The following is a 24049-nucleotide window of genomic DNA, read 5'->3' on the forward strand; positions in this document are numbered from 1 at the left end:
ATTGCAATTCGCTCGTCCGCTAAAGAATTTCGATCAAACGAGTTTCACCAGCCAAGCAGGAAACGGGCCATATCCCGTTCAACTGGACCCCATCGAGATCACCGGTCAGGTCGTCTCCGTTGGCGACCAACAAAAAATGAACGCGCCGAAACGCCAGTTCCGATGCGGCTTCTACAATAAATTTCGAGCGAATAAATTCCTGAATCGGCATAACTCCTATGCAGATGCCGCAACTTTACGCAACGTCAACCTGCGGGGGAAGGATAACCGCCCCACCACCCCGGTGGCAACCTGTGAAAATTATTATCAAATGCTTACAATGGGCTTAGGCAAATTTTAAAGGTGGAGGGCTAGGATGCGCTCGTGTGGTCTTGAGTTTGTATAGAGAGTCCAATGACCGAAATGATCCGCCCCCGAGTGAAATATGTCATCGGTCCCGATGGCAGCCCGCTGACCATTGCCGATCTTCCGCCGGCCAATACGCGCCGCTGGGTGATTCGCAGGAAAGCCGAGGTTGTCGCTGCGGTGCGCGGCGGCCTGTTGAGCCTTGAGGAAGCCTGCGAGCGATATACCCTGACCGTCGAGGAATTTCTTTCCTGGCAGTCGTCCATCAACGACCATGGTCTTCCGGGCCTGCGCACCACCCGTATCCAGCAGTATCGCCACTGATACCGAGGGCGGGAGACGGCAGGAGACGCCGTTTTCCCGGATCATCGCAAAATCTCCAAGCGGGCCGCGCCATCGGTCCGCTTAACGTCTTGTCAGGCATCCTGCTGCCGTTTCAGCAGCGCATGCAGGAACCCCGCCAGGATCGCCGAGCCGGCATAGAACCACAGGCCGGGCTGGGTGAACGCTTCCGCCAAACCGCTGGTCTTTGCCGCAACGATCACGAGCGCGACCAGCAGCACATCCATCATCGACCACCTGGAGAGGATCGGCACCAGCCGCCGCAACAGATCCCACTCGCCCGGAGTTGATACCGGCGCCAAAACTTCCGCCGTCAGTCCCAACAGCTTTATGGCCGGACAGACGATGGAAAGCAGCGCCACCAGAATCGCAAGCACCCCGTCCCCGCTCTGCCAAAGTGAAGCGACGATGGCGAGAAGCGATGGCGTCTCGCTGAAGAAATAAAGCGTCTCGAAACGCACCAGAGGCAGGGTCAATCCCAGCGTCAGGAAAACCGGCGCAGCCATCAGAGCGATCGATTTCAACCACAACATCGGTGCGCTCCCTCCCCGGCAACGGCCGGGATGCGTTGAAACGGTGTAGAGTTTGGCTATCATTGGCGAACCGTCCCGCGCAAGGGACAGCAATCGTGGAAGGAGCCCCGAGATGAACATCGTCCATGAAGAGGAAAAGTCCGGCGGCCGCTACGTTGCACGGGTAGATGGCGTGGAGGAACCCGCGCTGATGACCTATTCGCGAGCAAGCCCGAAGCTGATCATCGTCGACCACACAGAGGTGCCTGACAGCATGCGCGGCCAGGGCGTCGGACAGGCATTGGCGAAACATGCGGTCGAAGAAGCGCGCAACGGCGGCTGGCAGATCATTCCGCTCTGCCCGTTCTTTCGCGCCCAATCGCTGCGCCATCCTGAATGGAGCGATGTGGTGAAGGCTCAAGGGTGAGCCGTTTCGGCACGAGAAACGCTACCGGAGAATGAAAACGGCCGGACACGGTCGCGGAAACCCGCGCCACTCCGACCGCTTTATGGTTCGATGTAAGCGTCCGCCTCTGACTAGGCGCGCGCCCGCATCTGGCCGTCCCGCTCTTCCAGCGCAGCAGCCTTTGCATATTCGGCCTCGGCTTCTTCCAGCGCGAGTTCGGCAGCATCCTGCTGAACCCTGAGTTCACGAATGGAAACCTGGAGGTTGTCCGCCCGCTGGCGCGCCGCCTTGGCAAAAGTTGGATAAGCAAAATGATTAGGATCGCTGATCCCGGTTTTCTTTTCCTCGATGGCGATCTGGCTTTCCAGCTCCTTCGCCATGCGTTCGAATTCCGACATCATTGATTGCAACTGCTGCAACTGCCGACGTTTTTCTGTGACCTGAAATCCCTTCAGGCGCACTAGGCTCTCACGCGACTTCATACGCAATACTCCCGTGATGCGAGACCCCCCGCCACACATATTAACAAATGCCGAATCCACCTTTTCGACGAATCATTCTCGAAAAAAAACGGCGGCGTTAACAAAAAACTACCGTTGGTAACCTTTCGTTTACGGGCATCGTTAATGATAAGGACGATCATTTAAGGGTCAGTAAACGCCAGGGTCCAAAAAGGCCTGAGACAATGATGAGTCAAATGAATCGGTTACGGGTATTTCCTGATGTTCTGATTCAACAGTGGCGATGCCGGAAACTTGTGAAAAATCAGGAGACTGCAAAAAATGTTTAATGAATTCGATATTCCTTGCCAGAAGGAATCAGAATTTGTTAACCATTTGGTGGCAGCCTTCAAATCAGGCAACGACTGGATCCGTATCGCGTAGGGGGCCAACTCGACCTTTCGGCGGCGGTAAAGGGGATAATTATGCGGGTTCTACTCATTGAAGACGATAGCGCTACGGCGCAGAGCATCGAATTGATGCTCAAATCGGAAAGTTTCAACGTCTACACCACGGATCTCGGCGAAGAGGGTGTCGATCTCGGCAAGCTCTACGATTACGACATCATTCTGCTCGACCTCAACCTGCCCGACATGTCGGGTTATGAAGTGCTGCGCACGCTGCGCCTCTCCAAGGTCAAGACGCCGATCCTGATTCTCTCCGGCATGGCCGGCATCGAGGACAAGGTACGCGGTCTCGGCTTCGGCGCCGACGACTACATGACCAAGCCGTTCCACAAGGACGAGCTGGTCGCTCGCATTCACGCGATTGTCCGTCGCTCCAAGGGCCACGCCCAGTCGATCATCATCACCGGCGAACTGATCGTGAACCTCGACGCCAAGACCGTCGAAGTCGGCGGCCAGCGCGTTCACCTGACCGGCAAGGAATACCAGATGCTGGAGCTGCTTTCGCTCCGCAAGGGTACCACGCTGACCAAGGAAATGTTCCTGAACCACCTTTATGGCGGCATGGACGAGCCTGAACTCAAGATCATCGACGTGTTCATCTGCAAGCTGCGCAAGAAGCTCGCAAACGCCGCAGGCGGCGCGAACTACATCGAAACGGTCTGGGGCCGTGGCTACGTACTGCGCGAGCCCGACGGTTCGGAATACATGGAAACGGCTTAAAGCCGTTTTCCTCTCCCGCTGCCAAATCCCCCAAGGATCTCAACCTGCCCTCCCCGGGCAGGTTTTTTATTGCCGTAATAGTCCCACTCAAAGCCTGATCACCGGAAATCGCGTGCCCTTTCAGGCCAGCCGGCAGCCCGACCGCACACACAAAAACGCCCCGACGAAGCGGGGCGCAAGACGGGGAGGTTAAGCCTCTCGGAGGATCAGGCAGCGATTGCCTTGTCGGTAAAGATCGTCGTCAGGATCTTGCGGTCGAACGGCTTCAGCAAGAAGTCGTTGGCGCCGGCGCGCTTGCCGGCCATCATCGTCTTGAGATCGGCTTCGACGACGCAATAGTAAATCCGCACGCTCTTGCCCTCGGGTAGCGCGCGAATGTTGGCGATCAGGTCCAGGGCGCCGTCGAGACCGGCGTCGATAATCGCGATGTTCGGCAGTTCCGTCTCACAGCGCAGGATGGCATCGCGGGCAGACGCAGCTTCACTGACAAGGAAGCCAAGCTCCGAAAGGATCTTCTTGCCCACCTTGCGAACGACGTCGGAACCATCCACGATCATTAAGCGCTGCATCGTCAACTCCCTGTACTGGTCTAATCCACAGGCGGGATTTCGATCCATGCAACCGAGCATAGGCGCTTTCAACTAAGGAAAGGTTACCGGAAGTCGCGTCCCGCCGTCCCGACTTGAGACAGAGCGGCGGGAGATGCTGACGAAGACAACTCAGGCCGCAGGGATTTCCGCGGTAAAGGCGATGTGATCTTCCGCGACGATATGCTTCAGTTCCATGCCGCATTCCTCGGCAAGCAGCACGGCGTAGTAAGGCTGGATCGAATGGGCATCGATCGCTTCTTCCACGGCACCGTTGCAAATCTCCGCGTATTTCGGCGGCACCCGCATCATGCGTCCCTTGACCACGATCTTGAACTTGGCGTCGTATTCCGGGTTTTCCAGGAACACATCCAGCGAACCGCCACGCGGGATCGCGCCATAAGCGACGAGGAAAAGGTTGAGCAGCAGCTTCACCCGGTTCTTGCCGATGATGGCGCGTGGACCGTTCCACGACACCTCAGTCTTCTTTTCCGCGGCGGCAAAGTCCTTGGCGGCCTTTTCAGCTTCGCCCGTATCGATCGACGCACCGACCGAACCGGAAGCGCCGAACGCCAGACGGGCGAATTTCAGGCGAACCGAAGCGTTGAGGGCGCTTGCGCGAATGAGGTCCATCGCATCCGCATCGGCCCCGCCCTCGTCGAGCAGTTCCAGACCGTTGTTGATCGCTCCGACCGGCGAGATCACGTCATGGCAGACCCTGCTGCACAGCAGAGCCGCAAGATCGGGGCCGGCGAGAGTGAGGTTCGGGTTTTTCGGCATCGTCTCTCCTGAAGAACGCAATCCCGACGAAAGAGACCGGATAGGCCGAATCCCGGCGTCCGGCATGGTCGGATTCCTTTAGGCCATAATGACACCATATTTGGTAAACCGATTATTAAGACGATGCTTTCTAAATTGGCCATAAGCACTGGAGATGCCGATTGCATCGAAATTCGGACGGAGGACCCCCATGCGCCATTTGAGATTTAGCGACTTCGCAGGCCACCGACTGCTGGCAGCCGCCCTCTTGGTCATCACCGCATTGACCCTCGCCCCACGGCCGTCCTATGCCGACGGCGAATACAGCATCCAGGAAATCGTCGATGCCGGGCACGGCTTCTTCGGCGAAGCCAGTGGTGGCCTCGCCAAGGTCATCGAAAAAGCCTTCCAGCAATATGGCCTGCCGAACGGTTATATTCTCGGCCAGGAGGGCTCTGGCGCCTTCGTCGCCGGTCTCACCTACGGCGAGGGCGGCCTCTACACCAAGAACGCCGGCCAGCACGATGTCTTCTGGCAGGGGCCCTCGCTCGGCATTGACTATGGCGGCAATGGTACGCGTGTCATGATGCTGGTCTACGACCTGCCGTCGGTGGACAGCCTTTACGCCCGCTACGGCGGCGTCAGCGGCTCGGCCTATGTGGTTGCCGGCCTCGGCATGACCGCGATGAAGAGCCGCAACGTCGTGCTTGTGCCGATCAGGACCGGCATCGGAGCCCGCCTCGGCGTCAACGTCGGCTACCTCAAGCTGACCCGCCAGCCGACCTGGAATCCTTTCTGATAAAGTCAGTTCGTACGGTTCGCACAAGCTTACTGGATTTTTCTATGCATCGTGCATAGATTAAATATTTGTCGAAGCTCACTTGCTCAGCGAAGCACGGAGCGATTATCGAATTTGTTTGTTCGACGAACCTGAATTGGCGCGCCCGTGATCGAATATGGCCTGCTTTTTGGACTTGGATTTATGGCGGCCGCTCTGGTCGTGATGCTGGTTGCGCCTGCGATCCACCAGCGTATCGTTCTTTATACCGAGAACCGCCTGAAGGCGACGATGCCGCTCAGCCCCCAGGAAATCCGCGCCCAGAAGGACATGGCCCGCGCCGTCTATGCTGCGGAAAATGCCCGCACCACGCAGGAACTCACCCGCGAACGCGAAAAGTCGATCGCGCTGAAGCTTTCGAACGAGCAGCTTGGCCATGAGGCCGGTCGTCTCGTTGCGGAAAACCAGGACCTCCATGCGCAGATCAACGAAATGAGCGTGGAAGCCGCCGAATTCCGCTCCAAGCTGCGCCGCGCCGAGCTTGAAGCCGACAACCTCAAGGAAGCGCTGAAGCGTACCGAGGAAAACATCGTCGCCAAGGGACTCGAAATCGAGGCGCAGTCGAAGCGACTCCGTCTGATGGCCTCCGACATCGATAACATGAAGATCGAAGCTTCCAGCCGCGAAACCGAGATCGAGAACCTCAAGATGCGTGTCCAGACCCTGCGCGACGAAAGGGAGGAACTGCGTCGCGAAACCAAGCTTCTGACCAAGCGGGCAAAGGACGCCGAACTGCGCCTCGCCCAGGAGGAGCACAAGCTGCTGCGGCTCGACGACCGCCTTGCCCGGCAGATGTCCGAGAACGTCGATAAGGACGCCACCATCGACCGCCGCCTGAAGGAAATCGCCCGCCTCAAGCAGAACCTCAAGTCGGCAAACGGCCAGCTGCGCCAGGTTGCCAAGACGCTGCGCGGCGCCAACCTGCCCGTGCCGGATTTCAAGGAGAGCGAAGTGGTGGAAGAAGAATTGATCGAACCCGCTCCCACCCTGCTGGCAGGCCCTGCACCGGAGATCGATATCGAACAGCTCGCCGAAGAGCTTCGTCATCGCCACACGGCGCTGACGGAACGCTTGCTGAAGGCCAAGTCGCCGGCGAACGACGATGCGCTGCGCGAGGAAATCGCCGATATCGCCGCCAAGATGATCGTCGTCACGGCTCACCGCGAAGGCGATGGCTCACCGATCCCCGGCCTGCTGCGCAGTAAGTCGGTGAAGGGCGCCAATGCCCATCCGAGCCTCGCCGAACGCGCACTGGCTCTCGATCCTGCCCTTGGAGGTAAAACCTCCAGCCAGCACTCGGCAGCGGAATAGGGCCGTATCAGAGCCTACGCCCTCACCCGTCGCTCAGGAAATCCGCCCCATGGCCCGCGCCATGGAATAGAGCGCAATACCGGCCGCCGTTCCCACATTGAGACTGTCGAGATGAGGAGACTGGGCAATCCTTGCCGTCGCAAAGCGCGACAATATCTCGGCAGGCAATCCTTCACCCTCGGTTCCGACGACAAGCGCCATCCGATCGGTCGCGGGAATGGAACTGAGTTCGGTTGCTCCGGCAGGTGAAAGGGCCCAGATCGAGAAACCCGCATCAGCAAGCGACGACAGCATGGCCTCGGCGGAACCGCCGCGCGCATAAGGCGTAGCCAGCACCGAACCGACCGATACCCTGAGCGCCTTGCGATAAAGCGGGTCGCAACTGGTCTCGTCGAGCAACACCGCATCGGCGGAAAATGCGGCGGCGTTGCGAAACAGGGAGCCGACATTGTCATGGTTGGAAATCCCGCAGCCGACGAGCACCAGCGATGTCCCGGGCAGGCGCCCGACGAGATCAGCCGGCTCAGCGACCGAAAGCCGCTCTCCAAGCGCCAGCACGCCGCGATGCAGGTGAAAGCCCGCAATGGCATCGATCACCGCAGCATCGGCGACATAAACCGGGACATCCTCGGGAAAAGCGGCAAGGATATCGCCGACACCATCCACGCGGTTCTTCAGGAGCAGGATCTTTTCCGCCCGGAAATCGCCTGCCGCCTGATGCGCCGCGGCCAGCATCCTGAGAACGACCGTTCCCTCGGCAATAAAACGCCCGGAACGCCCCGTCAGGTCCCGCTCGCGGATCTGCGAGAATTCCGCAATGCGCGGGTCCCTCGGATCCTCGATGGTGATGAAAGCGCGTCCGGACACGGGGGGATACCGTCAGTTTCCGGCGAGCGTCACGTCGGCGACGATACGGCCAACGGCGATATCGAAGACATAGGCCTTGCGCTGCCCGTCAGTTGCTTCGCCATAGAACAGGATCTGCGTGCCCGAAAGCGAGGTCGACAGCACGCGGAAGCCGGCGGGAAGCGCCGCGGTCGCGGCGACCGGCTGGTCGGCAGGCACGGCAAGGCCGCTGCCGACGGCGACGGGCCGCTCGGTGCCATCCGTACGCGTGACCTTGTAGACAATCGCTGCCAGCACCGCCATGAACATCAGGAGCATGATGCCGCCGGATACGAGCTGAAGCTTCACCATCTTGCGGCGGACATTTTCCATCGCCGGATCGAGCGGCTTGTCTTCCTGTTCGTCGGGCTCGACATTTGCCATGGCTGGTATCCCGGGTCCTTGTCGTTCGCAGGGGCTCTTGTATTTTCCCTGCTGCGAACCTTAGCTCGGGGAAAACCGGCCATGATTTTCATGGCCGTCGATTGTGGATCGCATCGGTCTGTGCCAATTGGCAGCAAAACCTCTGCCGCAACGCCGGTGGTAGACACGCGGGATGACAGAATGAACGACCCCTTTAAACAAGCAGAGACGTCAAGAAAAGAGCTGATTGCCGGCGAGGATGCCGAAGGGCGGCTCGATGCCTGGCTGACGACGGCACTGTCAGGCGAATTTTCCCGCAATCGCATCAAGGCGCTGATCGAGCAAGGGGCGATTGCCATCAATGGCGAGCCTGTCACAGAACCCAAGCGGAAGATCAAGCCTGGCGACCGTCTGTCCGTTGTCCTGCCGGAACCGGAGGACCCGGAGCCCAAGGGCGAGAACATTCCGCTCGAGGTGCTTTACGAAGACGACGACCTGATCGTCATCGCCAAACCGGCCGGCCTTGTCGTGCATCCCGGCGCCGGCAACTGGACCGGCACGCTGGTCAATGCGCTGATCTACCATTGCGGCGACAGCCTGTCGGGCATTGGCGGCGTCAAGCGCCCGGGCATCGTGCACCGCCTCGACAAGGAAACCTCCGGCGTCATGGTGGTGGCCAAGAACGACGCGGCACACCGCCACCTCGCCGACCAGTTTGCCGATCATGGCCGTACCGGTCCGCTGGAACGCGCCTACCAGGCCATCGTCTGGGGCCGCCCCCGTTCGCTGCATGGCACGATCGACGCGCCGCTCGGCCGCGCCGGCGACCGCACCAAGCGCGCCGTCAAGCGCGAGGACAGCGATGACGCCCGCGAGGCGATCACCCATTACGAAGTGCTAGAGCGCTACGGCGAGAAACCCGATGCGAGCTGCCTCGCCTCACTGATCGAATGCCGGCTGGAGACCGGCCGCACCCATCAGATCCGCGTGCACATGGCCCATATCGGCCATCCGCTGATCGGCGATCCTGAATACGGCGCAGCCTTCAAGACCAAGGCAAACCTCCTGCCGGAACCGGCGAAATCCATCGTCAACGGTTTCCATCGCCAGGCGCTGCACGCCTACCTTCTCGCCTTCGAGCATCCGACGACAGGCGAGACCATGGCGTTCGAAGCCCCGATCCCGGACGACATGCAGCAGGTGATCGACGCCCTGCAGACCATCGAGCAACCCCGCCCCTGATCGAAGGACGGCGCAAATCATGATGCGGATGGACCTGCCCTCCATTGTGACGACCCGCCCGTAGCATTTCATTAACCATGATTGTCTACCGGTTGTTAGCGAACCCGCATCTGCGGCGGCCTCGCTAGCATCGGGCATCATGAGGAAACGACGGCTCTCGGCATATTCCCGGCACCTCGGGCTTTTCACCGCAATGGTCTCGGTGTCCATTGTGCAGCCTGCGCTCGCGCAGTCGGTCTGGACCGGTGCTTCCGATAACGAATTCTCCAACGACGCCAACTGGAACCCCTCAGCACCCGGCGCCGGCGATGGCGCGACCGTTGCTACCGGCTCGCCGCAGGTGACCGGCAACTTCGTCATCACCGGTCTCGACGTCAGCGGCGGCAACATCACCGTCACCAACACGGGCGAACTGACCGCCACCGGCGGCACAACGCTCAGTTCCGGCACGATCAGCATCAATGCCGGCGGCGTGCTCAATTCCAACGTCGAGATGAATGGCGGCGGCCTCTCCATCGATGGTGATCTCAACGGCGAGCTGACGTTCAATAGCGGCAACGTCACCGTCAACGGCACGCTCGGCAGTGCAGCGGTCGGAGCCACGACGGCGCTGACGAACAACGGGGATGTCGGCGATGTCGATGTGTCCGCGAGCGGAACCTTCGTCAACAACACAGGCGCGACAGCCGGAGACGTCACGAATGCCGGAGCGACCTCCAACGCCGGCACCATCGCCTCACTGACCAACACCGCCGGCACCTTCATCAACAATTCCGGCGGCACCGTAACAGGCGACACGACGGTGACGGGCGGAACGGTCACCAACAACTTCGTTATCACCGATGCCGATGTTGCCGCAGGCGCGACGCTGGTCAACAACCTCGGCGCCACCGCCGAGAACGTCACCAATGCCGGCACCCTCTCGAATTCGGGAACGATCGCCTCCGTCGAGAATACTGCGGGCATCTTCACCAACAATTCCGACGGCACCGTTACGGGCCGGACCACGGTGGCGGGCGGCACCGTCACCAATGACGGCACACTCGGCAACGTCGATGTCGCAACCGGCGGCACCTTCACCAATACGACCGGCTCGACGGCCGGCGATGTCAGCAATGCCGGGACATCGTCCAATGCCGGCGACATTGCCTCGCTGACCAACACTGGCGGCACGTTCACCAACAATTTCGGCGGGACCATCAGCGGTGACACGACGGTGACGGGCGGAACGGTCACCAACAACTTCGTCATCACCGATGCCGATGTTGCCGCAGGCGCGACGCTGGTCAACAACACCGGCGCGACGGCGGGTAATGTCACCAATGCCGGCAACACCAGCAATGCCGGCACCATCGCCTCGGTCGAAAACACCGGCGGCACCTTCACCAACAATTCCGGCGGCGCAGTCACCGGGACGACGACCGTTACCGGCGGCACAGTCGTCAACAACGCCACGCTTGCCGACGTCGACATCGGAGCGAATGGCACCTTCGTCAATAATAGCGGCGCGGTCGCGGATGCGGTCACCAATGCCGGCACCGGCTCCAACGACGGAACCATCGCATCGCTGACCAACACGGACGGCCTCTTCTCCAACACCGGCACCGTCAGCGGCACGGCAGACGTTGCGGGCGGCACGCTCACCAACGACGGCACGGTACTCGGCGCCGTCGGGGTCTATGATGGCGGCATCCTCTCCGGAAGCGGCACAACGGCGGATCTCACCATCTATTCCGGAGGCACGCTTTCCCCCGGTCCCGGCATGCAGACGATCTCCGTCAATGGCAACCTGACCTTCGTGGCCGGCTCGACCTTTCAGGTCGACATCGATGCGGGCGGCGATTCCGACAGCGTCGATGTCTCCGGCGCAGTGGTCATCGGCGGCGCGCTGGAGCTCATTGCCGGCACCGGCAGCTATACGCCCGGCATCGACTATACGATCATCACCGCCGCCTCCGGCATCACCGGCAGTTTCGACAGCGTCACGAGCGACTTCGCCTTCCTGACACCGGTGCTGACCTACAGCGGGGCCGATATCGATCTCAGCCTCGACCGCAACGACGTGGCCTTCGCTGATGTCGCCTCGACTGCCAACGGACGCTCGACAGCGGGCGCGGTTGAAGCGCTCGGCGCGTCGAATTCTCTCTACCTCGCCGTCGTTTCCGTGAACGCTGCAACGGCCACCGATGCCTTCTCGCAGTTGAGCGGCAAGGATCATGCCTCGCTGAGGAGCCGGATACTCCAGGACGGTCGTATTCCGCGCGAGGCGATCCTCGACCGGATGAGTGCCGTGCATGCCTCGCTTTCCGGCGCAGCGGAAGATCTGAACATCTGGACGGCGGGATACGGCACTTCGAGCCGGCTTGAGGGAGACGGCAACGCCGCCGGGATCGATGGCAGGACCGCCGGCCTTTTCGTCGGCGCCGATGCGGCGGTGTCGGACGAATGGCGCGTCGGCGGCATGCTCGGTTACGGCCGCACGAGCCTTGGTCGCCTGGCGGACTTCGACACCTATCACCTCGGCCTCTATGCCGGCAGCACCTATGGCCCGCTCGGCCTCACGGCGGGCACCATCTACTCGGTGAATGAAGTATCGACAGCGAGAGATGTCTCCTTCAGCAATTTCGAGGACAGGCTGACGGCGGATTACCGCAGCGCCATGGCGCAGGCATTCGCCGATATCTCCTGGACAACGAAGCTGGACGAAATGACGTTGCAACCCTTCGCCAATATCGCCTACCTCAACCTGAAAACCAACGGGTTCCGGGAAGACGGCGGTGCAGCAGCGCTTTCAGCAGCCGGCGCCACCGACGATATAACCCTGTCCACGCTCGGCCTGCGATGGTCGGCCGACCTTGCGGCCGGTGAAATACCGTTCATGGTTTCCGGCATGCTCGGCTGGCGTCATGCCTTCGGCGACCTCACCCCATCGACCAACTTCGCATTTGCCGGCGGCAGCCCCTTCCTGATCGAAGGCGTGACGATCCCGCGCGACGCCATGGTGGCCGAGGCAGGCATCACCGTCGCGCTCACGAAAAGCGCGAGGCTGAACCTGACCTATTCCGGCGAGTTCGGTTCCGGCTCGACATCCCACGCGGCCAAAGCCAATCTCAGGGTCGATTTCTAGGAAGATCGCCTAACCTCAACTCCGATGCCGATACATCACGGCCAGAGCCTTCAGGCGGTCCGCGCCCGCATGTTCTGCCTGGTCGTCGCGACAACATGCAACCCGACCGCTGCAAGCACTACGCTGCCTCCGACCATGGTCGGACCGGAAGGCACTTCCCCGACAAACAACCACACCCAGAGCGGTGCCAGCGGCGCATCCATCGCCCCGATCAGCGCCGCCTCCACGGGCGGCAGCAGGCGCGAACCGACAATCAGCAGCACCACCCCGAGTGAAAAGCCGAAGATGGCGAAGAGCAGGACCACCATGAGATCCTCACTGGACGTGGCAAGCGGAGCAGCGAAGGGCGCGGCAAAGGCAGCACTCAGCAATGTTGACAGCACCGAGCAGGCAAGCACCGGCTTGTCCGGATAGCGGCGCACGAGAACAGTCCAGAGCGCGATGGTGAACGTCATGGCAAATGCCAAGAGATCGCCGAAGATCGAACCTTCTCCTCCCTGCCCGATCATCAGCACGACACCGGTGAGAGCGATGCCGCTTGCGGCAAGCGCGCCCCGCCCCGGCCTCTCTCCGAGCATCAAGAAGCCCAGACCGGCAGCAGCGAAGGGACAGGTCGCGAAGATGATGGCGACATGGGCAACCGTCGTCTCGTGCAGAGCCGCGATGAAGAACGAGGCGCTGACGGCCGATGCCACGCAGATGGCAAGCCCAGAGAGCCCAAGGCTCGCGAAATCGCGATAGACGCTCCTCCCCCTGACCACGATCAAGCAAACGAGCAGGAAGACGCCGCTGATCGTTCCTCGCCAGAAGAGCAGCGTCGCGCTGTCCATGTCGATCAGCCGCGTCATCAGCCCCGCGGTGCTGAGCGCGATGGTCGCAACCGAGACGCTGATGAGGCCGACAAGATAGGATGGCATCTGCATGGGAGAGGTCTCGACGGATTGGAAAGAGACGCCAGTTGTAGCAGAATACTGCTGACAGCTTCTTGTCAGCAGAGGCCGAAGGGCCGGGAGACGGCGATGGTGCAGCCGAGCCGCATGTTCGACATCATCCAGATGCTGCGCGCATCGCCGACCCCGCTGACCGCCGAGGCGATCGCTTTACGGCTGGAGGTAACGAAGCGCACCGTCTACCGCGACATCGCCGCCCTGCAGGCCTCCCGCGTGCCGATCGAGGGGGCCGCCGGTGTCGGCTATGTCATGCGCCGGGGTTACGACCTGCCGCCGCTGATGTTTTCCCCTGAAGAGATCGAGGCGATCGCCGTCGGCCTGTCGCTCGTCGCTCGCACCGGCGACAGCAGCCTGGAAGCCGCCGGTCGCAGCGCCGCCGCCAAGATCGGCGACGTCCTGCCCTGCGACACGACAGGCATCGACGCCATGCCGCTTTACGTCTCCCGATGGCACGAGATACCCCAGCCGAAGGCTGACCTCGCCACCATGCGCCGCGCCATCCGCGAGGAACGCAAGCTGCGGCTCACCTATCGCGACGCGGAAAACCGGGAGACGGAAAGAACGATACGCCCGCTCGGCCTAGTCTATTATGTCGATGGCATACACCTTGCGGCATGGTGCGAAATGCGGCAGGATTTCCGTCACTTCAGGCATGACAGGATCGAGTGCTGCCGCCTTCTGGAAGAAGGTTTTCGCGACGGGGATAAACTCCGCAAGACATGGCGCGAGAACCGCAAACTGTTCGATTACTGAGCGCTCCGGACATTAACAAAACGTAATGTCATAACGCGTCCGTGATCGCTTGAAACACCGTTTGGCCGCACTTATCTGTTACGTGGGTTTCTGTGGGGTTTTGGAAATCCACGGAGATCCGGCTCGCCCAGGGATGAAGGGGAGCCACACTTGGAAAAGGGGGTGCTTTATGGCCCGCAATACTCTGCCTACCATTACCGCCGGTGAAGCCGGCCTCAATCGTTATCTTGATGAGATCCGCAAGTTCCCGATGCTGGAACCGCAGCAGGAATACATGCTCGCGAAGCGCTATGCCGAACACGGCGACCGCGATGCAGCCCACAAGCTCGTTACCAGCCATTTGCGCCTCGTCGCCAAGATCGCCATGGGTTATCGCGGCTACGGCCTGCCGATCGGCGAAGTCGTGTCCGAGGGCAATGTCGGCCTGATGCAGGCCGTCAAGAAGTTCGACCCGGAACGCGGCTTCCGTCTGGCAACCTATGCCATGTGGTGGATCAAGGCCTCGATCCAGGAATACATCCTGCGCTCGTGGTCGCTCGTGAAGATGGGCACCACCGCGAACCAGAAGCGGCTGTTCTTCAATCTTCGCAGGCTGAAGGGCAAGATCCAGGCAATAGAGGAAGGCGATCTGAAGCCTGAGCAGGTGGCGGAAATCGCTACCAAGCTCAACGTTTCGGAGGAGGAAGTCATCTCGATGAACCGTCGCCTCTCCGGCGACGCCTCGCTGAACGCCCCGATCCGCGCCACCGAAGGCGAATCCGGCCAGTGGCAGGACTGGCTGGTGGATGATCACGACAGCCAGGAAGAAGTGCTGATCGAGCAGGACGAGCTGGAAACCCGCCGCCGCATGCTGGCCCGCGCCATGAGCGTCTTGAACGAACGCGAACGCCGCATCTTCGAGGCCCGCCGCCTCGCCGAAGATCCGGTGACCCTCGAGGAGTTGTCCTCCGAATTCGACATCAGCCGCGAGCGCGTACGCCAGATCGAGGTTCGCGCCTTCGAAAAGGTGCAGGAGGCCGTCCAGAAGGAGGCGCTGGAACGCGCCTCCCAGCTCCGCGTCGTCGAAGCCTGAACCCGCTGAGAAACGAATAAAACGAGAAAACCCGGGGCCGCGAGGCACCCGGGTTTTTCATTTGTTGCAAGACGTACAGGGGGCCGGATCAGTTGCCGGCCGATCCCAGCGCCCCCCATTCCTTCAGCACGGCATCGAACACCGCCGTTCCGGCAGCACCCTTGTCGAGCGTCAGCAAGGCGCGGCGGCCGTTGCGGTAGGTGATCGGCATGTCGATCCAGCTGCGCGTGGACAGGAGTTCCAGGTTCTTCTTGATGACGTCCTCGAAGTCGTTGAGCGCCACGAGATAGGTATCTTCCGTTACCTGTGCCGAGACTGCGACGAGCTGATCGCCCCGATCCTGCTCTGTGCGCTTCATCGCGATGCGCTGCAGGTTGTCCACCGCTCCGCCCTCGAAATCCGGCGGGATCGAGAAGACGACTTCGATGATGTGGCTTGCCGGCAGTGAGTTGTCGGTGTTGCGCTTGATGGTTAGCAGCGCGGTCATGCCGCGTTCCGGAATGGTGATCTTGCCCTGGATTTCCGGATTGGGCTTGCCGTCGTCGCCGGTCTCGCGAACGGCAGTCCAGGCAACGGTGCCGGCCACCGCGACCGGAGTGGTCTGGCCGAGCTTCTCCTCATAGAGGAATGCCTTTTCGCCGGCAGCCGTGCCGGCACCGGCAGCAGCCGGAGGCGTCGTGGTAGCGGGAGCGACAGGCGTACCGGCATTGGTGCCGACCGGCGGTTGATCCGTCGGCTCGACGGTCGAGGCGACATTCTGCTGCGAAACCGACTTGCCCTCAGCGTCTGCACCGGCGGCAGCGGCCGTTCCCGCGCCTTGATCGACTTCCGAACCATCAGCCATGAGACGCTGGGTGAACTTCTGCCCCTCGACTGCCCCTTCTTCCGGCGGCGTCGCCGGCTTAGTGGCCGTGCCATCCGTAACCGGCGGAGTTTCGGTTGCCGGCTGTTCCGCCTGCCCGTCCGTTGTCGCCGGCTGTCCGGCGACAAACGGCGGCTCGGAGCCCGTCAGGCCGTTGATGAATTCCGTCATCGACGTGCGATAAGTCCATGCAGCGAAGCCGCCGCCGGCCAGAAGCAGCACGCCGAGTGCACCAAGCACAATCGGAGCGAAGTTGCGGCGCGGCTTGGTCTCCTTGCGATAGGCCGACTGCTGGGCGCTTTCGAGGAAAGCGTCGACTTCCTCATCGGACGCAGCCACAGGCGCTACGGGAGCCGCCGGTCGACCACCATTTCCGCCGGCTGCTACCGGTTGAGGCTCCTTCGACTTCAGGTCGCCGACATCGGCAAACCAGTCCGAGAAATCATCTGTCTGCTTGGGAGCGGCCGCGGCGGCAGCCGCGGTCTGCGCAGGCGCCGCCGGAGAACGGTATTCATCGACATTCCACTCGAGAAGGTCGGGAACTTCCGTCGCAGCAGGCTCGGCGCGCGCCACCGGAGCTGCCGGCGCGAAACCACCGAAATCAAGGTCGCGCCGCTGTTCGGACGCCGTCGGAGTGCCCCCCTCGTGACGAACCACGGGTGCGATATCCTCGATCGGAACGGAATGAACCGGCGTATCCTCCGGGAAATCCCAGGGCTCATAGGCAACAGGTTCGGAAGCGGGAGCAGGTTTGGCGGTAAAATCGGACCGGGCCGGCGAAAGCCATTCCTCGGCCTCATCGGTCATCGGAGCAGCCTGACGGGCCGCCGGCTGCACGGACTCGACCCGCTCTTCCTCGTAGCGGTGGACCGGCTCCTCTTCCCATGTCGGGAAAACCTCTTCCGCATGCGGAGCCTCGACGGACACAGGCTCAACCGCGGGTGCGACAGGCGCGACGGCCTCCGGTTCGGGGCTTACAGGCGGCTGATAAACCGGCGTTTCCGGCTCAGCGTCCTGCCAGGGGTCTTCGACCTCTTCGTATTCTAGCGCCGGAGCGGCGCGAGCAGGCTCGACATATTCTTCTTCGTGCTCGCGATAGGTCTCGTCAGCGGCAGCCGAGACCGGCTCCTCGGCCCATGCGACCTGTGTGGACGCAGGAGCTACAGCAGCAACATGAGGCTCGTCTTCGTATTCGGGACGAGCAGCCTCTTCAGGCTCTGCGGCTTCTTCCGGTTCCGGCTCGTAGGCCTGCTCCGGTTGGTAGGCCTGTTCCGGTTCATGGACCGGTTCAGGCTCTTCCTCGGTCTTGTAGGCTGGAGCGGGCGCGGGCTCGGAAACACCGGGAACATGATCTTCCCAGGATGCCGCGACCGGCTCGGGCGAAACCTCTTCCGGAAGCTCTTCAACTTCCGGAAGTGCCTCGGCGTGCTCGGCCTCGACTTCGTTGATGGCAACCTCGAGCTTGTCGAGTTGACGGCGCAGCATCTCTTCGGGCGGGCGCGGCGACATGTTCTCGAGCTGCCGCAATACGGCACTGCGAGCCTTGTCATAGACCTTCGCACGCATCTCAGGGGTATTGTTCGACAGTCCGTCCACGGCCCGCCGAATAACTGCGATAAAGTCAGCCATCAGCAATTTTTCTCTTGGTCGCCGGAGTGATTCCGACCGACAAAACGTTAACGATTTCTATCATTAATCCTCAAACGGATCGGTCACAAGTATGGTGTCGTCACGCTCCGGGCTGGTCGAAAGCAGAGCGACCGGCGCGCCGATCAGTTCTTCGACCTGTCGGACGTACTTGATCGCCTGTGCCGGCAGGTCCGCCCACTTGCGCGCACCGACCGTCGATTCCTTCCAGCCTTCGAGCGTGATGTAGATCGGCTCAACGCGAGCCTGGGCTGCCTGCGATGCCGGAAGGTAGTCGATTTCCTGCCCATCCAGCTTGTAGCCGACGCAAATCTTGAGTTCATCGAGACCGTCGAGAACGTCGAGCTTGGTCAGCGCTATGCCGGTGATGCCGTTGGTGGCGACCGACTGGCGCACCAGTGCCGCATCGAACCAGCCGCAACGGCGCTTGCGGCCCGTAACCGTGCCGAACTCATGGCCGCGCTCACCGAGGAACTGACCGATTTCATCCGTCAGTTCGGTCGGGAACGGACCTTCGCCGACGCGAGTTGTATAGGCCTTGGTGATGCCGAGGATATAACCCAGTGCCCCTGGGCCCATGCCGGAGCCGGCAGCAGCCTGGCCGGCGACCGTGTTGGACGAGGTCACGAAGGGATAGGTACCGTGGTCGATGTCGAGCAGCGAACCCTGGGCGCCTTCGAACAGGATGCGCGAACCCTTGCGGCGCTCCTTGTCCAGCAACTGCCAGACGGTATCCATGAACGGCAGAACGCGGTCGGCGATGGAGGTCAGTTCCTCCATGATCGTCTTGTGCTCGACTTCGGCAGCGCCGAAGCCGCGGCGAAGCGCGTTGTGGTGCGAGAGCAGACGGTCGACCTTGCCTTCGAGCGCGGCGATGTCGGCGAGTTCCATGAGGCGGATCGCGCGACGGCCAACCTTGTCTTCATAGGCCGGGCCGATGCCGCGGCGGGTCGTGCCGATCTTGGTGCCGCTGTTGGAGGCGGCGTCTTCGCGCATGCCGTCCAGCTCGCGGTGGAGGGAAAGGATCAGTGTCGCGTTTTCGGCGATTCGCAGGTTTTCGGGAGTAACGGTAACCCCCTGAACCTTGAGGCGCTCGATCTCGGCCAGAAGTGCATGCGGATCGACGACCACGCCGTTACCGATAACCGCCATCTTGCCCGGACGCACGACGCCGGACGGCAGAAGAGACAGCTTGTAGCTGACGCCATCGATGACCAGAGTATGTCCGGCATTATGTCCGCCCTGAAAGCGGACAACGATATCGGCTCGCTCGGAAAGCCAGTCGACGATCTTGCCTTTACCCTCGTCTCCCCACTGCGACCCTACAACCACGACATTCGTCATTTCCAAATCCTGTTCATTGCACAAGGCCTGCGCCTAACCCAAACCCGCGCATCTATACTGTGTTGTTTTTGGGAAATCGACCCGTTTGTGATCAGCAATTTGGCTTTTTGCGTGACATGTGAGCGCCCGTCGCCTATCCAAACGGCGAATTGCAGTCGAGCGAAACCCCTTTCCTTATTCCATCTGGTGTTGCAGTTGCTTCTTCGGGCCTATTTTTTCCTCACCGTCGCGACACTTCTATGGGGCGGAAACACCATGGTCGGCAAGCTGGCCGTCGGCCATGTCAGCCCTATGGTTCTCAATTTCTCACGCTGGCTGATCGCCGTCATTGTCATCTGCGTCATTTCCGTGCCGCAGATCAGGAAGGACTGGCCGCTTCTGCGCAAGAACTGGCTGCTGTTGCTCGCCTATGGCGCGGTGGGCTACACGGCCTTCAACGGTTTCCTCTACACTGCCCTCAAATATACGAGCGCAGTCAATGGCGCGATCGAACAGGGCGGCATCCCGGTCCTGATCTTTATCCTCAACTTCGTGCTCTTCCGCATCCCGGTTTCCCTCGTGCAGATCATCGGCTTTGCCATCAGCTTTGCCGGCGTCGCGGTGACGGCAAGCCATGGCGACCCGATGTCGCTGCTGCACCTCACCCTGAATTACGGTGACGGGCTGCTGCTGCTCGCCGTCCTCGCCTATGCGATCTACACCATCGCGCTGCGCTGGAAGCCGCCGGTGCACTGGAAGAGCCTGATGGCCGGCCCGGCGCTCGGTGCGGCAGTGACCGCCCTTCCCCTGATGTTCTGGGAGCAGGCGAACGGCGAAATGATCCTGCCCGATACGCTGGGATGGGCAATCATCGCCTATGCCGGCCTGTTGCCGTCACTGGTCTCGCAAGTCTTCTACATCAAGGGAGTGGAAGGCATCGGCGCCAATCGCGCCGGCCTCTTCATCAATCTGGTTCCGGTGTTCGGAACGCTTCTCTCGCTTGCCCTGCTCGGCGAAGCGCTCCAACCGTTCCATATTCTTGCCCTGGCCCTCGTTCTGGGCGGTATCGCCATCGCCGAATGGGGCAAGCCAGCGAGCAAGACCTGACGCCGAAAAAGAAAAGGCCCTGACGGTGGTTCACACCATCAGGGCAAATTTGGCAGTACAGACAGAAACATTCAGCCGGGCGGAACCTACCGCCCTGAAGAATTATTTAGAGCCCCATCGGGCGAATGCTTGCGGTCGGGATCTCGACGCGCTTCCACTTCTTGATGGCGTTCGAGCGGTCGTCCAGTGCGTAGTCACCCCTATTGGTGGTGACCACCAGAACGACACGGCGCTCGCCGTCCGTGGTGCGGCCATTCGCAACCGTCAGCGCATCAGCCGACCAGCCCATGGCGATCAGCATGGCGCGCTTGGCGCTGGCGAGGTCAGAGCCGATGGTGACAGGCCCGGAAATCTTCAGAACATCCCGACGACCGAACGAGTAGAGGTCGTTGATAAGCTGGACCGAGGCATTGACCGTCGCATTGACACGCTTCAACTGGCTCTCGCGATACGAGGTGAGCACGAAGGTGTAAGGGCGCTCGACGGCCTGGCAGCCCTCCTGTGCATCGACGCACAGCTTCGCGTCGCTCGACGACAGACGCTCACCGGAAATCACGAGACGCATGTTCGGCGCATCGGTGAGGTTGCGGGCAAAGCCGCCTGGCCCGAATGCATGGGCCGGGTCAGACAGGACGAATGCCGTCGCGGCGACGACGGCCGTTGCGAGGAGTTTCTTCAGCATATCCTTAGGTCCCCGTTCAGAACTCTTGGTTTTGGCGGGCCGGAACAAATCCTCCGGCTTCCTTGTGACTGAACCTACACGGGGTGTTTTTCGGTGCGCTTAAACAGATGCCGACAATTTTAGCGAATAGCGTCTTTTTCTCGAATCGAGACAGACGCCCTCCCCGCGACAGTTGCCATCCCTTCTCGCCGGCGCGCCCGCATCCGGCCCGCCGCGACATTTAAGGCATCAGCCTGCACGCAATATGATGCTTTTCGCAGCCTGCATTATTTCCTAATCGATTGGGTAGAGAAACAGCGAGGGTGCGGACATGGCGAAGCCATTCTTCTGGAACGAACTGAACACGGGCGATTTCGCCGGCCTCGATCCGGAAAAGACCGTCGCCATCCTGCCGATCGCATCGACCGAGCAGCACGGCCCGCACCTGCCGGTCGCAACCGACGTCGCCATTGCCAACGGCATGCTGGCCGAGCTTCGCAACCAGCGGCCCGACGATCTCGATTTCCTCGTTCTGCCGACCCAGGAAATCGGCAAGGCGAATGAACACATCTACGGTCCCGGCACGCTGTCCTTCGGCCCCGAGATCCTGATCCCCGCATGGACCGCGATCGGCACCAAGGTTGCCGAAGCCGGTATCCGCAAGATGGTGATCGTCAACTCCCATGGCGGCAATGTCGATGTGATGAGCATCGTCGCCCGCGAGCTGCGCGTCCGCCACAAGATGGCAGTTGTCTCCACCCAGTGGGGCCGTTTCGGCAATCCGGAAGGCATGATTTCCGAGCATGAAAGCCGCTACGGCATCCATGGCGGCGAAGTCGAGACCTCCCTCATGCTGCATTTCCGGCCGGAACTCGTGCGCATGGAAAAGGCCGAGAACTTCGTCTCCCGCGCCGAGGAAATGCGCGCCAATTCGAAGTTCCTGACGCCGCTGCCGCCCCATTCGCTGGCATGGATCGCCCATGACCTCAACCCGAACGGCGTCGTCGGCGATGCCTCGAAGGGCACGGCCGAAAAGGGCGAACTCATCTGCAAGCATCAGGTAAAGGGTTTCATCGAGCTTCTGCGCGATCTCGTCGCCTATCCGCTCGCCAACCTCTATTCGCGCTGATCCCCGGCGCTATCGGCATCCGTTGACCGCTCGGCCGGTTTTTCACCGGCCGGCAGATGCCCCTTGGAACGCAGTTCCTGGATCAGAAGCAGCAATTCCTGCATCAGATATTCGACGAAAAGGCTGGTCGCAGCATCGAGCGGCGCCCTCGCCCGGGCAAAAAGCCTCATCGGCTGATGTCTGACATGCTGTTCGAAAAGCGGCCGGAACACCAGTTCACCGGCCCGGCATTCGCTGATCACGTCAAGCGGATTGAGAAGCGTCAGTCCCGTGCCGCACTTCACCAGCTGCTTAATGAGTTCCGACGAGTTGGTCTCCAACAGCGGCTCGACCGGCAGCGGCAGCGGCGACAGCGCAAGGTCTATGATGTTACGCAAGCTGGTTCCCGATTGTGCCAGCACCAGCTTTTCCTGCACCACGTCCACGAGATCGATCGGCCCTTCCTCCTGTGCGAGCGGATGGGCAGGCGGCAGCACGACGCCAACAGGCACATCGAAATTGGCCAGTGTCCGGATGCCCGGCGTCGCCGGAATGTTGAAGCCGAGGCCGATATCCACTTCCCCCGTCAGTACCGGATTAACGGTGGTGGAACCGCTGTCGTTCCTGAGTTTGATGCGCACGCGCGGATGGCTTTCAAGGAAACGCGCGAGGATCGGCGGCAGGGGACCGGAAGCGAGCCCCACCGTCGTCACCAGCGTGACCTTGCCCGCCTGAGGCATCTTCAGCCCACGGATACGGCTCTCCAGCCGCTCGTAATTCTTGAGCACATCCCGGATGTGCTCGACGCAGAGTTCCCCGGCGGCCGTCAGCCGCAAGCCCCTCGGCAGGCGCTCGAAGAGTGGTGCGCCGATCTCTTCCTCCAGCGCAAGAATCTGGCGATTGACCGCCGAAGAGGCCACGTTCAACCGCGCCGCCGCCTTCCGGATGGAGCCGCAGCGCACGATTTCGTTGATGTAGAGAAGTTTTCGGGAATGCAGCACGAAACCACCATTGCGCAAAATTTATTCAGAAAGCATTATTTGTGCAGTCATCTTTGATGCAGTGCAAAAAAGGCATCAATGCGGACGAATTTTGATGCTTTTCAAAGAGCAAGGCAATCGCTCAAATATCAAAAACGGCCAGTCTCACGATGCCGCAAGGTTTAACAGGGGAACAGATAAATATGCATAGCTCTTTGAAACTAAAGGCTCTCGCGCTCTCTTTCGGCCTCTCCGCTGCGTTTTCGGTGACCGGTCAGGCTTACGCGCTGGATGAAGTCAGCTACGGCACCAACTGGCTCGCTCAGGCAGAGCATGGCGGTTTCTACCAGGCCGTTGCCGATGGCACCTACGAGAAATACGGCCTTAAGGTCACCATCGTTCAAGGTGGCCCGAATGCTGCGAACCGCGCCCTGCTGATCGCCGGCAAGGTCGATTTCTACATGGGCAGCCCGCTCGGCGAAATGGACGCCGTCAAGGAAGGCATTCCGCTGGTCGACGTCGCCGCGATCTTCCAGAAGGACCCGCAGGTTCTTCTCGCCCATCCTGATCAGGGCATTGAAAAGTTCGCAGACCTCGCCAAGCTCGACTCGATCTTCATGGGCAAGGACGGCTACGTCACCTATTTCGAGTGGATGAAGAAAAACTACGAAGGCTTCAAGGACGAGCAGTACAAACCCTACACCTTCAACCCGGCTCCTTTCATCGCCGATCCGAAGTCGGCACAGCAGGGCTATCTGACCTCCGAGCCCTATGAAATCGAGAAGCAGGCCGGCTGGGCTCCGAAGGTCTTCCTTCTCGCCGACAACGGCTTCAGCCCCTACTCCACAATGATCACCACCAAAGCCGATCTCGTCGAAAGCAAGCCTGATCTCGTCCAGCGCTTCGTCGATGCTTCCGTCGAGGGCTGGTACAACTACCTCTACGGCGACAACAAGGCCGCCAACGACCTGATCAAGAAGGACAATCCGGAAATGACGGATGGCCAGATCGCCTTCTCCATCGCCAAGATGAAGGAATATGGCATCGTTGAATCCGGCGAAGCCCTCGACAAGGGCATCGGCTGCATGACCGACGAGAAGTACAAGGCATTCTTCGACGCCATGGTCCAGATCGGCGTAGAGCCGGCCGACCTCGACTACAAGAAGTCCTATACGACGAAGTTCGTCTGCAAGAGCGTCGGCGTCTCGCTGAAGAAGTAAGTTTCGAACGCGCCCTGAACGG

The 24049-nt window shown here is 61.0% G+C and carries 24 protein-coding genes; 12 read left to right on the forward strand and 12 right to left on the reverse strand.

Annotated elements, in window-relative coordinates; all coding sequences use genetic code 11:
• Positions 1–19: 19 nt before the first annotated feature.
• Positions 20–211, reverse strand: a complete 192-nt coding sequence (locus tag NBH21_RS10250; protein ID WP_250915599.1) for a hypothetical protein — start codon at positions 209–211, stop codon at positions 20–22.
• 182 nt (positions 212–393) lie between these two features.
• Here NBH21_RS10250 and sciP point away from each other — a divergent pair, with 182 nt between their 5' ends.
• Positions 394–669 (forward strand): CtrA inhibitor SciP, encoded by a 276-nt coding sequence (sciP, locus tag NBH21_RS10255; RefSeq protein ID WP_006725852.1) that lies wholly within the window; start codon positions 394–396, stop codon positions 667–669.
• Between the two features lie 92 nt (positions 670–761).
• On the opposite strand, the gene NBH21_RS10260 is transcribed toward sciP, so the two are convergent.
• Positions 762–1220 carry a paraquat-inducible protein A gene (locus tag NBH21_RS10260; protein ID WP_250915598.1) on the reverse strand — a complete coding sequence of 153 codons (459 nt, stop codon included), beginning with the start codon at positions 1218–1220 and terminating at the stop codon, positions 762–764.
• Between the two features lie 112 nt (positions 1221–1332).
• Between NBH21_RS10260 and NBH21_RS10265 the strand changes: the two genes are divergently transcribed.
• A complete protein-coding gene (locus tag NBH21_RS10265; protein WP_250915597.1) occupies positions 1333–1626 on the forward strand; it encodes a GNAT family N-acetyltransferase in 294 nt (97 codons plus the stop codon).
• A gap of 110 nt (positions 1627–1736) precedes the next feature.
• Here NBH21_RS10265 and NBH21_RS10270 read toward each other — a convergent pair whose 3' ends face one another.
• Positions 1737–2087 (reverse strand): flagellar export protein FliJ, encoded by a 351-nt coding sequence (locus tag NBH21_RS10270; protein ID WP_250916397.1) that lies wholly within the window; start codon positions 2085–2087, stop codon positions 1737–1739.
• A 443-nt stretch (positions 2088–2530) separates the two neighbouring features.
• Between NBH21_RS10270 and ctrA the strand changes: the two genes are divergently transcribed.
• The gene (gene ctrA / locus NBH21_RS10275; RefSeq protein ID WP_099058674.1) at positions 2531–3232 is read left to right on the forward strand and encodes a response regulator transcription factor CtrA; all 702 of its coding nucleotides are present in this window, start codon (positions 2531–2533) and stop codon (positions 3230–3232) included.
• A gap of 206 nt (positions 3233–3438) precedes the next feature.
• On the opposite strand, the gene NBH21_RS10280 is transcribed toward ctrA, so the two are convergent.
• Both NBH21_RS10280 and chpT read right to left on the reverse strand, forming a co-directional pair.
• Positions 3439–3801 (reverse strand): response regulator, encoded by a 363-nt coding sequence (locus NBH21_RS10280; protein WP_250915596.1) that lies wholly within the window; start codon positions 3799–3801, stop codon positions 3439–3441.
• 150 nt (positions 3802–3951) lie between these two features.
• Positions 3952–4599: a histidine phosphotransferase ChpT gene (chpT, locus tag NBH21_RS10285; RefSeq protein ID WP_250915595.1), complete on the reverse strand. Its 648-nt coding sequence runs from the start codon at positions 4597–4599 to the stop codon at positions 3952–3954.
• A gap of 190 nt (positions 4600–4789) precedes the next feature.
• Here chpT and NBH21_RS10290 point away from each other — a divergent pair, with 190 nt between their 5' ends.
• Positions 4790–5377: a DUF1134 domain-containing protein gene (locus NBH21_RS10290; RefSeq protein ID WP_250915594.1), complete on the forward strand. Its 588-nt coding sequence runs from the start codon at positions 4790–4792 to the stop codon at positions 5375–5377.
• A gap of 147 nt (positions 5378–5524) precedes the next feature.
• A complete protein-coding gene (locus NBH21_RS10295; protein ID WP_250915593.1) occupies positions 5525–6727 on the forward strand; it encodes a coiled-coil domain-containing protein in 1203 nt (400 codons plus the stop codon).
• 33 nt (positions 6728–6760) lie between these two features.
• Here the strand turns inward: NBH21_RS10295 and NBH21_RS10300 are convergent, their stop codons facing one another.
• The gene (locus NBH21_RS10300; protein ID WP_250915592.1) at positions 6761–7594 is read right to left on the reverse strand and encodes a TrmH family RNA methyltransferase; all 834 of its coding nucleotides are present in this window, start codon (positions 7592–7594) and stop codon (positions 6761–6763) included.
• A gap of 12 nt (positions 7595–7606) precedes the next feature.
• A complete protein-coding gene (locus NBH21_RS10305; RefSeq protein WP_250915591.1) occupies positions 7607–7996 on the reverse strand; it encodes a hypothetical protein in 390 nt (129 codons plus the stop codon).
• A gap of 180 nt (positions 7997–8176) precedes the next feature.
• On the opposite strand from NBH21_RS10305, the gene NBH21_RS10310 reads away from it, so the two are divergent.
• Positions 8177–9217 (forward strand): RluA family pseudouridine synthase, encoded by a 1041-nt coding sequence (locus NBH21_RS10310; protein WP_250915590.1) that lies wholly within the window; start codon positions 8177–8179, stop codon positions 9215–9217.
• 211 nt (positions 9218–9428) lie between these two features.
• On the forward strand, positions 9429–12344 hold the full coding sequence (locus tag NBH21_RS10315) for an autotransporter outer membrane beta-barrel domain-containing protein (RefSeq protein WP_250915589.1): 2916 nt from the start codon (positions 9429–9431) through the stop codon (positions 12342–12344).
• Positions 12345–12394: 50 nt separating this feature from the next.
• Here NBH21_RS10315 and NBH21_RS10320 read toward each other — a convergent pair whose 3' ends face one another.
• Positions 12395–13267: a DMT family transporter gene (locus tag NBH21_RS10320; protein ID WP_250915588.1), complete on the reverse strand. Its 873-nt coding sequence runs from the start codon at positions 13265–13267 to the stop codon at positions 12395–12397.
• A 96-nt stretch (positions 13268–13363) separates the two neighbouring features.
• Between NBH21_RS10320 and NBH21_RS10325 the strand changes: the two genes are divergently transcribed.
• Both NBH21_RS10325 and rpoH read left to right on the forward strand, forming a co-directional pair.
• Entirely contained in the window at positions 13364–14047 is a 684-nt protein-coding gene (locus tag NBH21_RS10325) for a helix-turn-helix transcriptional regulator (protein WP_250915587.1), read from the forward strand.
• 169 nt (positions 14048–14216) lie between these two features.
• Positions 14217–15119: an RNA polymerase sigma factor RpoH gene (gene rpoH, locus NBH21_RS10330; RefSeq protein ID WP_250915586.1), complete on the forward strand. Its 903-nt coding sequence runs from the start codon at positions 14217–14219 to the stop codon at positions 15117–15119.
• An 88-nt stretch (positions 15120–15207) separates the two neighbouring features.
• On the opposite strand, the gene NBH21_RS10335 is transcribed toward rpoH, so the two are convergent.
• On the reverse strand, positions 15208–17610 hold the full coding sequence (locus tag NBH21_RS10335; RefSeq protein ID WP_250915585.1) for a hypothetical protein: 2403 nt from the start codon (positions 17608–17610) through the stop codon (positions 15208–15210).
• A gap of 63 nt (positions 17611–17673) precedes the next feature.
• Positions 17674–18972: an adenylosuccinate synthase gene (locus NBH21_RS10340; protein ID WP_250915584.1), complete on the reverse strand. Its 1299-nt coding sequence runs from the start codon at positions 18970–18972 to the stop codon at positions 17674–17676.
• A gap of 195 nt (positions 18973–19167) precedes the next feature.
• On the opposite strand from NBH21_RS10340, the gene NBH21_RS10345 reads away from it, so the two are divergent.
• Entirely contained in the window at positions 19168–20058 is an 891-nt protein-coding gene (locus NBH21_RS10345; protein WP_250915583.1) for a DMT family transporter, read from the forward strand.
• Positions 20059–20164: 106 nt separating this feature from the next.
• On the opposite strand, the gene NBH21_RS10350 is transcribed toward NBH21_RS10345, so the two are convergent.
• Positions 20165–20740 carry a transglutaminase-like cysteine peptidase gene (locus NBH21_RS10350; protein ID WP_250915582.1) on the reverse strand — a complete coding sequence of 192 codons (576 nt, stop codon included), beginning with the start codon at positions 20738–20740 and terminating at the stop codon, positions 20165–20167.
• A 310-nt stretch (positions 20741–21050) separates the two neighbouring features.
• On the opposite strand from NBH21_RS10350, the gene NBH21_RS10355 reads away from it, so the two are divergent.
• Complete coding sequence (locus NBH21_RS10355) at positions 21051–21848, forward strand: creatininase family protein (protein WP_250915581.1); 798 nt, start codon at positions 21051–21053, stop codon at positions 21846–21848.
• On the opposite strand, the gene NBH21_RS10360 is transcribed toward NBH21_RS10355, so the two are convergent.
• Positions 21836–22828 carry a LysR family transcriptional regulator gene (locus NBH21_RS10360; RefSeq protein ID WP_250915580.1) on the reverse strand — a complete coding sequence of 331 codons (993 nt, stop codon included), beginning with the start codon at positions 22826–22828 and terminating at the stop codon, positions 21836–21838. The genes NBH21_RS10355 and NBH21_RS10360 overlap by 13 nt on opposite strands.
• 182 nt (positions 22829–23010) lie before the next feature.
• Between NBH21_RS10360 and NBH21_RS10365 the strand changes: the two genes are divergently transcribed.
• On the forward strand, positions 23011–24027 hold the full coding sequence (locus NBH21_RS10365; protein WP_250915579.1) for an ABC transporter substrate-binding protein: 1017 nt from the start codon (positions 23011–23013) through the stop codon (positions 24025–24027).
• Positions 24028–24049: the final 22 nt, after the last annotated feature.

The organism is Ciceribacter sichuanensis (genome assembly GCF_024055605.1).
Classification (GTDB): Bacteria; Pseudomonadota; Alphaproteobacteria; order Rhizobiales; family Rhizobiaceae; genus Allorhizobium; species Allorhizobium sichuanense.

What these genes read in the sequence shown, in the direction of transcription:
- NBH21_RS10325 (WP_250915587.1), top strand. Translation starts at nt 13,364, where the DNA reads ATGGTGCAGCCGAGCCGCATGTTCGACATCATCCAGATGCTGCGCGCA.
- NBH21_RS10365 (WP_250915579.1), top strand. Translation starts at nt 23,011, where the DNA reads ATGCATAGCTCTTTGAAACTAAAGGCTCTCGCGCTCTCTTTCGGCCTC.
- sciP (WP_006725852.1), top strand. Translation starts at nt 394, where the DNA reads ATGACCGAAATGATCCGCCCCCGAGTGAAATATGTCATCGGTCCCGAT.
- NBH21_RS10270 (WP_250916397.1), bottom strand. Translation starts at nt 2,087, where the DNA reads ATGAAGTCGCGTGAGAGCCTAGTGCGCCTGAAGGGATTTCAGGTCACA.
- NBH21_RS10320 (WP_250915588.1), bottom strand. Translation starts at nt 13,267, where the DNA reads ATGCAGATGCCATCCTATCTTGTCGGCCTCATCAGCGTCTCGGTTGCG.
- NBH21_RS10335 (WP_250915585.1), bottom strand. Translation starts at nt 17,610, where the DNA reads ATGGCTGACTTTATCGCAGTTATTCGGCGGGCCGTGGACGGACTGTCG.
- NBH21_RS10310 (WP_250915590.1), top strand. Translation starts at nt 8,177, where the DNA reads ATGAACGACCCCTTTAAACAAGCAGAGACGTCAAGAAAAGAGCTGATT.
- NBH21_RS10355 (WP_250915581.1), top strand. Translation starts at nt 21,051, where the DNA reads ATGGCGAAGCCATTCTTCTGGAACGAACTGAACACGGGCGATTTCGCC.
- NBH21_RS10290 (WP_250915594.1), top strand. Translation starts at nt 4,790, where the DNA reads ATGCGCCATTTGAGATTTAGCGACTTCGCAGGCCACCGACTGCTGGCA.
- NBH21_RS10280 (WP_250915596.1), bottom strand. Translation starts at nt 3,801, where the DNA reads ATGCAGCGCTTAATGATCGTGGATGGTTCCGACGTCGTTCGCAAGGTG.
- NBH21_RS10340 (WP_250915584.1), bottom strand. Translation starts at nt 18,972, where the DNA reads ATGACGAATGTCGTGGTTGTAGGGTCGCAGTGGGGAGACGAGGGTAAA.
- NBH21_RS10260 (WP_250915598.1), bottom strand. Translation starts at nt 1,220, where the DNA reads ATGTTGTGGTTGAAATCGATCGCTCTGATGGCTGCGCCGGTTTTCCTG.
- NBH21_RS10305 (WP_250915591.1), bottom strand. Translation starts at nt 7,996, where the DNA reads ATGGCAAATGTCGAGCCCGACGAACAGGAAGACAAGCCGCTCGATCCG.
- rpoH (WP_250915586.1), top strand. Translation starts at nt 14,217, where the DNA reads ATGGCCCGCAATACTCTGCCTACCATTACCGCCGGTGAAGCCGGCCTC.
- ctrA (WP_099058674.1), top strand. Translation starts at nt 2,531, where the DNA reads ATGCGGGTTCTACTCATTGAAGACGATAGCGCTACGGCGCAGAGCATC.
- NBH21_RS10265 (WP_250915597.1), top strand. Translation starts at nt 1,333, where the DNA reads ATGAACATCGTCCATGAAGAGGAAAAGTCCGGCGGCCGCTACGTTGCA.
- chpT (WP_250915595.1), bottom strand. Translation starts at nt 4,599, where the DNA reads ATGCCGAAAAACCCGAACCTCACTCTCGCCGGCCCCGATCTTGCGGCT.
- NBH21_RS10350 (WP_250915582.1), bottom strand. Translation starts at nt 20,740, where the DNA reads ATGCTGAAGAAACTCCTCGCAACGGCCGTCGTCGCCGCGACGGCATTC.
- NBH21_RS10250 (WP_250915599.1), bottom strand. Translation starts at nt 211, where the DNA reads ATGCCGATTCAGGAATTTATTCGCTCGAAATTTATTGTAGAAGCCGCA.